This is a genomic window from Brevibacterium sp. CFH 10365 (genome assembly GCF_009299785.1).
GTDB classification, from domain to species: domain Bacteria; phylum Actinomycetota; class Actinomycetes; order Actinomycetales; family Brevibacteriaceae; genus Brevibacterium; species Brevibacterium limosum.
In genome coordinates this window covers 261,002-272,558 of the sequence record NZ_VIGO01000007.1, presented here as the reverse complement: position 1 = coordinate 272,558, position 11,557 = coordinate 261,002, and the positions used below count along the sequence as shown (strand labels likewise).

Annotated in this window: 11 protein-coding genes; 8 read left to right on the top strand and 3 right to left on the bottom strand. The window is 64.7% G+C overall.

Annotation, left to right across the window (positions count from 1 at the left end; translation table 11 throughout):
• Positions 1-50: 50 nt before the first annotated feature.
• From FHG09_RS15820 to FHG09_RS15800, 6 genes are all read left to right on the top strand, one after another.
• A complete protein-coding gene (locus FHG09_RS15820; protein ID WP_152348592.1) occupies positions 51-998 on the top strand; it encodes a metallophosphoesterase in 948 nt (315 codons plus the stop codon).
• Between the two features lie 55 nt (positions 999-1,053).
• Positions 1,054-3,420, top strand: coding sequence for a transglycosylase domain-containing protein (locus FHG09_RS15815; RefSeq protein ID WP_152348591.1), 2,367 nt, complete (start codon positions 1,054-1,056; stop codon positions 3,418-3,420).
• Between the two features lie 279 nt (positions 3,421-3,699).
• Entirely contained in the window at positions 3,700-3,855 is a 156-nt protein-coding gene (locus FHG09_RS19865) for a hypothetical protein (protein ID WP_009883339.1), read from the top strand.
• A gap of 82 nt (positions 3,856-3,937) precedes the next feature.
• A complete protein-coding gene (locus FHG09_RS15810; RefSeq protein ID WP_152348590.1) occupies positions 3,938-4,411 on the top strand; it encodes a RidA family protein in 474 nt (157 codons plus the stop codon).
• Positions 4,401-5,375, top strand: coding sequence for a hypothetical protein (locus FHG09_RS15805; protein WP_152348589.1), 975 nt, complete (start codon positions 4,401-4,403; stop codon positions 5,373-5,375). The genes FHG09_RS15810 and FHG09_RS15805 overlap by 11 nt, the downstream gene beginning before the upstream one ends.
• Entirely contained in the window at positions 5,372-6,139 is a 768-nt protein-coding gene (locus FHG09_RS15800; RefSeq protein ID WP_152348588.1) for an MBL fold metallo-hydrolase, read from the top strand. The genes FHG09_RS15805 and FHG09_RS15800 overlap by 4 nt, the downstream gene beginning before the upstream one ends.
• A gap of 135 nt (positions 6,140-6,274) precedes the next feature.
• Here FHG09_RS15800 and FHG09_RS15795 read toward each other — a convergent pair whose 3' ends face one another.
• Positions 6,275-6,952, bottom strand: a complete 678-nt coding sequence (locus tag FHG09_RS15795) for a Crp/Fnr family transcriptional regulator (protein ID WP_139907185.1) — start codon at positions 6,950-6,952, stop codon at positions 6,275-6,277.
• 250 nt (positions 6,953-7,202) lie between these two features.
• On the opposite strand from FHG09_RS15795, the gene nth reads away from it, so the two are divergent.
• Both nth and FHG09_RS15785 read left to right on the top strand, forming a co-directional pair.
• A complete protein-coding gene (gene nth / locus FHG09_RS15790; RefSeq protein ID WP_152348587.1) occupies positions 7,203-7,979 on the top strand; it encodes an endonuclease III in 777 nt (258 codons plus the stop codon).
• Positions 7,976-8,707, top strand: coding sequence for an NUDIX hydrolase (locus tag FHG09_RS15785; protein ID WP_227492810.1), 732 nt, complete (start codon positions 7,976-7,978; stop codon positions 8,705-8,707). The genes nth and FHG09_RS15785 overlap by 4 nt, the downstream gene beginning before the upstream one ends.
• 94 nt (positions 8,708-8,801) lie before the next feature.
• Here the strand turns inward: FHG09_RS15785 and FHG09_RS15780 are convergent, their stop codons facing one another.
• Complete coding sequence (locus tag FHG09_RS15780; RefSeq protein ID WP_152348586.1) at positions 8,802-9,209, bottom strand: phage holin family protein; 408 nt, start codon at positions 9,207-9,209, stop codon at positions 8,802-8,804.
• A gap of 180 nt (positions 9,210-9,389) precedes the next feature.
• Positions 9,390-11,327: an acetate--CoA ligase gene (gene acs / locus FHG09_RS15775; protein WP_152348585.1), complete on the bottom strand. Its 1,938-nt coding sequence runs from the start codon at positions 11,325-11,327 to the stop codon at positions 9,390-9,392.
• Between the last annotated feature and the right edge of the window lie 230 nt (positions 11,328-11,557).

Below are 11,557 nucleotides of genomic sequence, written 5' to 3'. Positions count from 1 at the left end.
GGTTGCTGAGCCGCCGTCAGGTAGCTCTGGGAGCGGATAGAGTTGGGGGAATGAAGAAGCGCGCACTCCTCGCCGGTGCTCTTGCCGTCCCCGCGGCCGCCGGAGTCTGGGGCGCGGTCATCGAACCGCACCTCTTCGCCATCCGCCGCCACACCCTGCCGATCCTGCCGGTCGGAGCCGACTCCATCCGGATACTCCACGTCGCCGACCTGCACCTGGCGCCCTGGCAGAAGCACCGTGCCTCCTGGGTCAAAGCACTCACCCGCCTCGAACCCGACCTCGTCGTCAACACCGGCGACACTCTCTCGGCCGACATCGTTCCGAGCGTCCTCGATGTCTTCTCCGGTCTGCTCGACACCCCCGGTGTCTTCGTCCTCGGATCGAATGACTTCTTCTCCCCGCAGGCGAAGAACCCCGCGAAATATCTGCGCTCACCCTCCGAGGTCAAACATCGGGTGGACCCGGACCTCGACGTCAAGGCCCTCATCCGCGGATTCGAAGAACCGGCGTGCGCTTCAGGCACCGCTGCCGGAGGGCAGGGATGGCACTTCCTCGACAACACCGAGGCGACCCTGACGATCAAGGGCACACGCATCCACTTCTCGGGGCTCGGCGACGCCCATATCGACCGTGACCGGACCCGCTGGAGTGGGGGAGACCCAGGCGAGGGCGACCTCGAGCATCCGCGGTTCGACCCCGACGCCGGTCTCAAGGTGGGCGTGACGCACGCCCCGTATTCTCGGACCTTGGAGGCGTTCGCCTCGGCGGGGGCGGACCTCATCATGGCCGGACATACACACGGCGGACAGATCCGTGTGCCCTTCTGGGGTGCACCGGTGACGAACTGCGACCTCGATCGGACACGCGCACGAGGAGTTTTCCCCTACCGGCAGAGCCTCGTCGCGATCTCCGCAGGACTCGGGTTCTCACCGTACTCACCAGTGCGTTTCGCCTGCCGACCGGAGGTCAGCGTCGTGGAACTCGTCGCAAAGGGCTAGTCCGTTCAGCGGTTTCTGAAGATTTGCACAAGGCGAATTCGTTAAACTGGCCAGCATGGTGTCTCCTGAGTCAAACGCCCCTCCCACCAAAATGGGCGCGTTCATGCAGTTCGTGGCCGTCAGCGCGGTGGCGGGCATCGTCGCCGCCGGTCTAGCCATCCCCGGAGTCGGCGTGGCCACAGCCAGTGCGAACAGTGCCGTCGAGATCTTCGATTCTCTTCCCGCCACCTTGGAGATCAAGGACTTGGGCGAGAAGTCGACGATGCTTGCCTCCGACGGTTCCGAGATCGCGGAGTTCTACTGGCAGAACCGTCAGGAGGTGCCGCTGGACAAGATCTCACAGGACATGCAGAACGCGACGATCGCCGTCGAGGACTACCGGTACTTCGAACACGGCGGCGTCGACATCGAGGGCATCGCCCGTGCAGCGGTGCACAATATGGTGTCCTCGACGACTCAGGGCGGATCGACGCTGACGCAGCAGTACGTGAAGAACGTGCTGGCAGAGAACGCGCACGCCGAGGAGAACGAAGAAGGCGTCGCAGCGGCGAAGGAATCCGAAGGCACCGCCGGTTATGCGCGTAAACTGCGCGAGGCCAAGCTCGCTGTCGCGGTTGAGAAGAAGTACGACAAGAAGGAAATCCTCAACCGCTATATGAACATCAACAACTATTCGGGCTCCCCGAACGTCTACGGCGTCGAAGCTGCCGCCTACCGGTACTGGGGAATCCACGCCAAGGATCTCAACATCCAGCAGTCGGCGATGCTCGCCGGAATCGTGCAGAACCCCTCGGCATTCAACCCCCAGCGGTTCCCCGATCAGGTCCTCAAGCGTCGCAACACCGTGCTCGGGCAGATGCTCAAGTACGATCACATCACGCAGAAGGAATACGACAAGGCGGTCAAAACCGACCTCGATCTCGATCTGCACGAGACGCCGAACGGCTGCACTGCGGCCAAGAGCCAGGCGGAGTTCTTCTGCAACTACGTCCAGAACGTCATCATGAATGACGAGACCTTCGGGGAAACGGCCGATGAGCGACTCGCTTTCCTCCAACGAGGCGGACTGACGATCAAGACCAGCCTCAACCCCGATATACAGAAGATCGCCGACAAAGAGGTCAAGAAGCGCGTCCCCGTCGGTGATCCCTCCGGTGCCGGTCACGCCCTGGTGACGATCGAACCCGGCACGGGCGAAGTCATAGCGATGGCGGAGAACCGCGAATACACCGCCGGTGACGTCAAGAGGAAGGACAAGAACAAGAAGACCTCGATCAACTACACCGTTGACAAGAAGCACAACGGCGGCGGCGGTTTCCAGGTCGGCTCGACATGGAAGCCTTTCGTGCTGACGGCCTGGCTGAAGGAAGGCAAGAGCCTCAACACCACCGTCAATGCCACGAAACGCAACTTCCCGGCCAGCTCCTGGAAGTACGACGGCTGCCCGAGCATGGCCGGAGACTGGGACCCGAACAACGCCGGAGACGGTGAAGGCAGGGGCTCGATGACCGCACTCGAGGCGACGAAGAAATCCGTCAACACAGGTTATGCGGCCATGGGCAACCAGATGAACATGTGCGACATCCTGGACACTGCGATGGATCTGGGCATCCGCTACGGCAGCGGTGAGACGTTGGACCACGAAGACAAGTCCGGCTTCATTCAGGCGCTCTCGCCCTCCTCGATCCTCGGTACGACGGAGACCACCCCGATCGCCATGGCTGCGGCGTTTGCGACCTTCGCAAATGAAGGTGAGTTCTGCGGGCCGAAGCCGATCACCGAGATCAAGGATCGCAACGGCAAGAAGCTTGATCTTCCGGGTGAAGGCTGCAAACGAGTACTCTCCAAGGAAGTGGCCAAGGGGGTCGCCTACGCACTGACGCAGACCTTCAACGGCGGCACTACCAGTCAGCTGAAGATCGGCGTTCCTGCCGGTGCGAAGACCGGTACGACGAACTTCGAAGTCGGTCACACTTGGCTGCTCGGCTTCACGAAGACGCTGTCGACGGCAGTCTGGACTGGTGATCCGGGCGGTACTCGCGACTGGCGCACGAATGGCGCGGGCGCCGTCCGCGGCCATGTCTACGGTGCGACCATCTCCGGTAAGACCTGGCAGTCGTACATGAGCCAGGCGGTCAAGGAGACCAAGGGCAACACCGGCTTCCCCAAGCCCAGCAGCAAGTACTTCTCCGGAGGCGGCTCCGGCGGTGGCGGCGGTTCCTCCACCGGCGGCGGAGGCGGCAACGGCGGAGGCGGCAACGGCGGCGGCGGCGGTGGCGGCGGAGGCGGCAACGGCGGCGGTGGCGGCGGCAACTCCGGCAACAGCGGTGGCGGTGGAAACGGCGGCAACGGCGGTGGCGGTGGAAACGGCGGCGGTGACGGCGACGGCGGCGGTGGGGCCCCGGGCCTCGGCGGCAACTGAGCCGATGAAATGCCGCTCGTGACCGGCGGCTGGAACCCACCGGACACCGGGCCGGTGAAGGCGGGGAGGACCAGAGCCTCCCCGCCTTCGCTGTCCCCTCGACCGACGGCACCGCAAGCCGAATCCCAGCGGACCGGCAGTCACGGAACGCAGGTGCCCAGCTTGCCCGGTCTGGGCTAGTGTGGGGAGCGGACCAGCGTCGTCGACCACATCAGGAGAACCCGGCACACCGGATCACCCCGGACAGCCTCGGCGACGCACCTTCAACCGAGGAGAATCATGACCAAGTGGGAATACGTCACCGTGCCGCTCATCGTCCATGCGACGAAGCAGATCCTCGACCAGTGGGGTGAGGACGGATACGAACTCGTGCAGGTCGTTCCCGGCCCGGACAACAACGGGCTCGTGGCCTACCTCAAACGTCCGAAGGAATGACCCGAATCCGGCACCGAGGCGGCTGCTGACCATCCCGGCACCGTCGTCATCCTCCTGACCACCTACGTCGAAAAGAGCAATCATGTCGAAGACCCTTGAGCGTCTTGCCGAACTCGGCCTCGAACTGCCCGAGATCGCCACACCAGCCGGTGCCTACGTTCCCGCACTGCGCACCGGTGACTATGTCTACACCTCCGGCCAGCTGCCCGTCGTCGACGGCAAGCTGCCCGCCACCGGACACCTGGGCACGGACGTCGACCTCGACACCGGCTACCAGCTGGCCCGCACCGCCGGTCTCAACGCCCTGGCCGCGATTGCCGGAGTCATCGGCGACCTCGACAATGTCGTGCGTGTCGTCAAGGTCACCGGCTTCGTCAACTCCGCCGACGACTTCACCCAGCAGCCGGCCGTCATCAACGGCGTATCCGAACTCTTCGGTGAGGTCTTCGGCGACCGTGGGCAGCACGCCCGCAGCGCCGTCGGCGTGAACACCCTGCCGCTGGGCACTCCCGTCGAGGTCGAGGTCATTGTCGAGGTCTCAGGCGATGCCGCTTAGCGGACGCACTCTTCCCGTCTCGTCGGAACTGCGGTGGCTGCTCGACCACTGGCAGTCCGACGGACGGTGGCCCGTCCCCGAAGCCCCACGTCCCACCTCGGCGATCGTGCTGATCCGGGACTCCGCGGACGGATTGGAAGTCTTCATCACCCGGCAGCTCGACGCCCGCGGCGTCGAGGATCGCAATCGGTGGGCATTTCCCACCAGCAGCCTGCGCCCGGGTGATGTGCGGAAGATGCCTTTGGCCGGATGGAATTCGGCCCGGTGCGCACGCGCGCTGAACATCGAGAACAAATCCCGCGCCCTCCACCACTTCTCCGCGGCCGCCCGCATCACGTTCGCCGCGACCGGCATTCTGCTCGCCGAGGATGTCGATCGGGAGATCGTCGCCGCACCGCAGACGGATTGGCACACCACCCGCTCGAGGCTGTTCTCGAACGAAGTGTCCTGGTCGCAGGTCTTACGCGACCGTGACCTGCGACTGCGCCCCGATCTGTGCAAACCGTGGCTGCGCTGGATCAACACACCCACCCAGCTGCACCGATTCGACACCACGTACTTCATCGCCACCGTGCCCTTCGGGCAGGAAGTCGACTTCCTGTCACCGAACGAGACCTCGGCCGGGTGGAAACGCCCCGGGCAGATCCTCGCCGAGGTGGGAGGCGACCCCGACCGCATCGGCGCGGCCGCCCGCATCATCGTCGAAAGCCTCGCCGAGGTCCCGACCGTGGGTGCTGCCATGGCGCAGATCCGCAACGTCCACCCGCTGCGTCCGGAGATCATCGACGACGACGGCGTTTGGAAAGTCGTCATCCACACGGGCAAGGACCCCCACAGCAAAGGCAGCCTGCGCGACCGTGCGGTCGCCGTCGGCGAGACCGACAACGACCAGAGCCCCGGCTTCCTGACATTCGGCGGTGACGACGATGACGAAACGACAGACGAGGAGAACGACGACTCATGAGAATCCGTGCGAAGAATCCGGGTCCGATGACCCTGACCGGAACGAACACCTACGTGCTCACGAGCCAGGATGACAATTCTGCGGTCATCATCGATCCCGGCCCGGAGATGGCCGACCACCGCCGGGCCTTCCTCGCCGAGGTGGCCGACCGTGACCTGACAGCGATCGTTCTCACCCACCAGCACGCCGACCATTCCGAGATGCTCGGAAGCATCGACCAGTGGGCACCCGAGGTGCCCGTGTACGCCGTGCTCGAACGCTTCGCCCGCCACACCGAACCGGTGGCAGACGGCGACGAGATCGCCTTCGGCACCACCCCGGCCGACGTTCTGCGCGTCATCACCACCCCAGGCCACACGAGCGACAGCATCAGCCTCATCCACGCCGGAACCCTCTACAGCGGCGACACGATCCTGGGGGAGGGGACGACGATCGTCACTCACCCCGAAGGATCCCTGCGCGACTACCTGAGCTCCCTCGACCGGTTGAAGGAGCTGCTCGACGACGGTGAGTTCGCAGTCATCGAACCGGCCCACGGTGAGCGCATCGACGCCCCCGCCGAGGTGATCGCCTACTACCGCTCCCACCGACTCGAACGCATCGAGCAGGTCAAGGCGGCATTGGAGAATGGGGTGAGCACCGCCTCGGAGGTGTGCGACATCGTCTACCACGACGTCGACCCGAGCGTGCGGTCGGCGGCCGAACAGATCGTCAAGGCCCAGCTGGCCTACCTCGACGCTCTGCCCGGCGCCGACGACGCCTGAGCGGCATCGGCCTTCACCTCCCGGTAAGCGACCAGGACTTTGAGGCGCGCATGAAAGACGCCCCAGCCGGATCAGCTGGGGCGCCTCTCATCGCGGCGTCCAGGAGGCCACAGCGGCCGGAGGTCGCTGGGAGGATCAGCGGGCGCGGTTGCGCATACGGTCCATGTCGAGGATGACGACGGAGCGAGCCTCGAGGCGGATGAACCCACGGGCGGCGAAGTCGGCCAGCGCCTTGTTCACGGTCTCACGAGAGGCACCGACGAGCTGAGCGAGCTCTTCCTGCGTGAGGTCGTGAGCGACGAGCACACCGTCGGGAGCCGGCTTCGAGAAGCGGGCTGCCAGATCGAGCAGAGCCTTGGCGACACGGCCGGGCACATCGGAGAACACGAGGTCGCCGACGGTCTCGTTCGTGCGGCGCAGACGCTGAGCGAGAGCCTTGAGCAGGTTCATCGCAGCCTGCGGGCGATCGTTGAGCCAGGTGGTGAGGTCCTCGTGCTTGAGGCTGAGCAGCTCCGACTGGGACACAGCGGTGACAGAGGTCGAGCGTGGGCCCGGATCGAAGAGACTGAGCTCGCCGATGATCTCGCCGGGACCGACCACGGACAGCAGGTTCTCACGGCCGTCGGAGGACTCACGACCGATCTTGAGCTTGCCCGAGGAGACGATGTAGAGCTCATCGCCGGCATCGCCCTCATGGAAGAGCACGGTTCCCCGACGGAGACTCCGCGGGTTCATGAACTTCATCAATGCACTGGTGGCTTCATCGTCCAGACCTGCGAAGAGCGTCGCGCCCCGCACCACTTCAATATCCACTGGTTCCTCCTTGTCGTAATAATCACACATAAATCTACCTGGTCATCTGCATCGATACCAGCAAAGACGCGGGAGTGTGGCCCATCAGTATCAAAACCTCTCCCGCATCGCCCAACACGGCTCCCGCCCGCACCATTCCCGCAGACCGCCAGATCCGACCGTGCGGACACGAAACGAACGCGCGAGCCCGAATCGAGGGTGTGACCGGCATGACTGCGGAATGACGGGGCACGGATTAGGATGGTGAGTCGTGTTGACTGTGGCAGAGAAGAGCGCGCGGAAGTTCGCGAAGGAGACCCCGCTGGGTCGGACCCGCCGGGCACGGAAGATCCATCGCATCCTCGCCGAGGTGTATCCGAACGCGAAGTGCGAACTCGATTTCGAGACCCCGTTCCAGCTGCTCATCGCCACCGTCCTGTCCGCCCAGACCACCGACATCCGCGTCAACTCGGTCACCCCGGGCCTCTTCGCGGCCTTCCCCGACGCGCACGCCTTGGCCGTGGCCAACCTCATCGAGGTCGAGGAGCACATCCGCTCCACCGGGTTCTACCGTGCGAAGGCCCGCAACATCGTCAAGCTCGCGAACGAACTCGTCGACGAGTACGACGGCGAGGTGCCGAACACACTGGACAAGCTCGTCAAGCTCGCTGGAGTCGGCCGCAAGACCGCGAATGTCGTCCTCGGCAACGCCTTCGACACCCCCGGACTGACCGTCGACACCCATATGGGTCGGCTGGCCCGCCGCTTCGGGTGGACCGAGGAGACCGACGCGGTCAAGGCCGAACATGAGATCGCGGCCCTGTTCCCGAAGAAGGACCTCACCATGCTCTCGCATCGGGTGATCTTCCACGGTCGTCGCATCTGTCATTCCCGCAGGCCCGCCTGCGGAGCCTGCCCCCTGACCGAGCTGTGCCCCTCCTTCGGGATCGGCGAACTCGACCCGGACAAGGCCCGCGCCATGCTCCGTTTCGAAATGGCACCCTTGGCCACCCCCGCCGAGGAGGCCGCCTCCGAGGACGGACAGTGAGCACCGGAATCCCGAACATTCCACCGGAATCGGCGACGATCGCCGATGGTGCCCTGCGCGGTCAGCTCGAAGACCTCGCCACTTCGCACGGTTCCCCAATGTGGCTGCGCCGGCAGAAGGGATCGGCAGAGGAGACGGTCCGTGACGCCGCCGTGCTCATGCTCTTCGGACGTGGGGGAGAAGTCCGCACCGAGGCGGGACGGGCAGAGAAGTCGCGGCTGGCCCAACTCGGTGTCGCCGATGTCGACATCGTGCTGCTGCAGCGGGCTGCGACCCTGCGCCATCACCCCGGTCAGGTCGCCTTCCCCGGAGGCGGACGTGACCCCGAAGACGATTCCATGGCGGCCGCCGCACTGCGCGAAGCCGAGGAAGAAGCAGGAATCCCCCCGGACACCGTCGAAGTGCTCGGCGAGATGGACCCGCTCTATATCCCCGTCTCGAAGTTCGAGGTCACTCCGGTGGTCGGCTATTGGCGTCAGCCGGGCCGAGTCCAGGTGATGGATCAGCGGGAGTCGTACTCCGTCTACCGAGTGGCCATCGCCGATCTCGTCGCCCCGGCCAATCGCGGGACATTCGCCCGCCCCGATCTGAAGATCTCAACTCCGGCCTTCGACGTCGGAGTCCTCAAGGTGTGGGGCTTCACCGCCGGCATCCTCGATTTCGCTCTCGAGCATCTAGGCTGGGCCGGGGGCTGGGACACGAAAGCCCCGATCGCCATCGACTTCTGAACCATCGACGTCTGAGGCAGAGACGAAGGCGGCGCCGGACATATCGTCCGGCGCCGCCTTCGCATCTGCCGTGGTTCTCAGAATCGGAGAAGTGTCAGTACCTGGGTCCCGAGGGGTTCTTCACCGCGCGTTTGATGGACGCCACCAGCGATTTGGCTGAACCGATCGCGGTGCCCGGAACCGGATTGCCCTTCTTGAACAGGGGGAGGGCGACAAGAACGAGGACGATCGCGATGACGGCGAGGATGCCGAAGACGATGAGGAAGCTGCCCCACCACGGCCAACCCAGCCCCTCATGGAATGCGGCAGCACCGGCGAAGATCACCATGAACGAGGACAGGAAGAGCAGGAAGAGAGCGACAACGGCCAGTCCTGCTCCGATGCCCAGGTTCTTCGCGCCGGCAGTGGCTTCGGCCTTGGCCAGGGCAATCTCTTCTTCGGCGATCGCTTTGGAATCGTCGCTGATGCCTTTGATCAGTTCGCTGATGGACCGTTCGGCCATGAGAGCTCCTAAATCGAGAACGAGGACAATCTAAGTTTAAGAGTAGTCTGAACGCGCCCTGCGGCCAAAGGCGAATCGGCGGAGAACCGGGAAAACCCGGCGGATCCGGACGACGGCCGCTATGCGGCAGGGTCGTCTGTCACCGACGGGTCATCCGAGCTCGGCCTCAGGGTGTGAGGTTCAGGCGCCTGAGACGGACTTTTCGATCTGGTCCATCACCGAGGAGTCGGCGAGAGTCGTCGTATTGCCGACCTCGCGGTTCTCGGCGACATCCTTGAGCAGGCGGCGCATGATCTTGCCCGAACGGGTCTTGGGCAGATCCGTGACGATGTGGACCTTCTTCGGCTTCGCGATGGGGCCGATGTCCTTGCCCACATGCTGACGCAGCTCCTCGGCGGTCTCGGGAGAGTCCTCGACGCCATTGGAGACGATGACGAATGCGACGACGGCCTGACCGGAAGTGTCGTCGGCGGCACCGACGACCGCCGCCTCGGCGACCTTGGAATGGGCGACGAGGGAGGATTCGATCTCCGCGGTGGACAGGCGGTGGCCGGACACATTCATCACATCGTCGACCCGGCCGAGGAACCAGATGTCCCCGTCCTCATCGCGGCGCGCACCGTCACCGGCGAAGTACGTGCCCTCGAAACGCGACCAGTAGGTCTCCTTGAAGCGCTCCGGGTCTTTCCAGATTCCGCGCAGCATGGCGGGCCAGGGCCGGCGGATGACGAGCAGTCCGCCTTCGGGGCCGGCCGGGTTCTCGCCCGAATCATCGACGACGTCGACGGAGATGCCGGGAATCGGACGCTGAGAGGAACCGGGCTTGGTCGAGAGCACACCGGGCATGGGCGCGATCATGTGGGCACCGGTCTCGGTCTGCCACCAGGTGTCGACGATCGGGCAGCGCTCGCCGCCGACGACGCGGTGGTACCAGCGCCAGGCCTCGGGGTTGATCGGTTCGCCGACGCTGCCGAGCAGGCGCAGACTGGACAGGTCGTACTTCGCGGGGATCTCCTCGCCCCACTTCATGAACGTGCGGATCGCCGTCGGTGCGGCGTAGAGGATCGTGGCCTTGTACTTCTCGATGATCTCCCACCAGCGGCCCTGGTGCGGGGTGTCAGGGGTGCCTTCGTAGACGATCTGAGTTGTTCCGGCGGCCAGCGGACCGTAGGTGACATAGGAGTGGCCGGTGACCCAGCCGACGTCGGCGGTGCACCAGAAGACGTCCGTCTCAGGCTTGATGTCGAAGACGGCCTTCATCGAGTACAGCACCTGAGTGAGGTAGCCGCCGGAGGTGTGGAGGATGCCCTTGGGCTTGCCGGTCGTGCCGGAGGTGTAGAGGATGAACAGCGGGTTCTCCGAGTCGAAGAACTCGCATTCGTGCTTGTCGCTGGCCTGGCCGACAGAGTCCTGCCACCACTGGTCGCGGCCGTCGACCCAGTCGACGTCCTGACCGGTGCGCTTGACGACGAGGACGTGCTCGACCGGGGTGCCGCCCTGGGTGAGCGCTTCGTCGACGGCCGGTTTGAGGCTCGTGGGCTTGGCGCGACGGTAGCTGCCGTCGGCGGTGATGACCACGCGGGCTTCGGCGTCGATGATGCGCGAGCGCAGGGCGTCGGAGGAGAAGCCGCCGAAGACGACCGAATGTGCCGCGCCGAGGCGGGCGCAGGCGAGCATCGAGATCACCGCTTCGGGGATCATCGGCAGGTAGATGGCGACCCGGTCGCCGCTTTTGACGCCGAGGTCGGTCAGCGTGTTCGCCGCCTTCGACACCTCGGCGAGGAGTTCGGCATAGGTGAAGACGCGGGAGTCGCCCGGTTCGCCTTCGAAATTGATGGCCACCCGGTCGCCGTTGCCGGCGAGGACATGTCGGTCGAGGCAGTTATAGGCGACATTGAGCTTTCCGCCGACGAACCATTCGGCGAACGGCGGGTTCGTCCAATCGAGGACTTCGCCGAAGTCTTCGTGCCAGTCGACGAGCTCACGGGACTGTTCTGCCCAGAAGCCCAGGTAGTCGGCTTCGGCGCGTTCGTACTCATCAGCCTTGATGTTGGCGGCGGCCGCGAACTGCTCAGGTGGGGCAAACGTCTCGGTGTGCTCGGCAGCGGTTTCGGTCATGCTTTCCCTCCGACTTCCTTGGTGGATCGAAAATTCTAGTTGCACTGTATACCGCTGATCGCCGGCAGCGGAGAGCAGTTTCAATCGATGAACGGGGTGATCGAGGGTAGCCATGACGCATCTGTCGTGGTATAGGTCACACGATTTCGATGATGTTGACGACAACGATGGGCCGCCTCGGCGGGAGCCGGATGGGTTCTCGACGTGCCTGAGAATGCGCATATGAGTGC

Excerpts from the sequence above, each read along its gene's own strand:
- FHG09_RS15805 (WP_152348589.1), top strand. The coding sequence starts at position 4,401 with ATGCCGCTTAGCGGACGCACTCTTCCCGTCTCGTCGGAACTGCGGTGG.
- FHG09_RS15810 (WP_152348590.1), top strand. The coding sequence starts at position 3,938 with ATGTCGAAGACCCTTGAGCGTCTTGCCGAACTCGGCCTCGAACTGCCC.
- FHG09_RS15800 (WP_152348588.1), top strand. The coding sequence starts at position 5,372 with ATGAGAATCCGTGCGAAGAATCCGGGTCCGATGACCCTGACCGGAACG.
- FHG09_RS15815 (WP_152348591.1), top strand. The coding sequence starts at position 1,054 with ATGGTGTCTCCTGAGTCAAACGCCCCTCCCACCAAAATGGGCGCGTTC.
- acs (WP_152348585.1), bottom strand. The coding sequence starts at position 11,327 with ATGACCGAAACCGCTGCCGAGCACACCGAGACGTTTGCCCCACCTGAG.
- FHG09_RS15820 (WP_152348592.1), top strand. The coding sequence starts at position 51 with ATGAAGAAGCGCGCACTCCTCGCCGGTGCTCTTGCCGTCCCCGCGGCC.
- FHG09_RS15780 (WP_152348586.1), bottom strand. The coding sequence starts at position 9,209 with ATGGCCGAACGGTCCATCAGCGAACTGATCAAAGGCATCAGCGACGAT.
- FHG09_RS19865 (WP_009883339.1), top strand. The coding sequence starts at position 3,700 with ATGACCAAGTGGGAATACGTCACCGTGCCGCTCATCGTCCATGCGACG.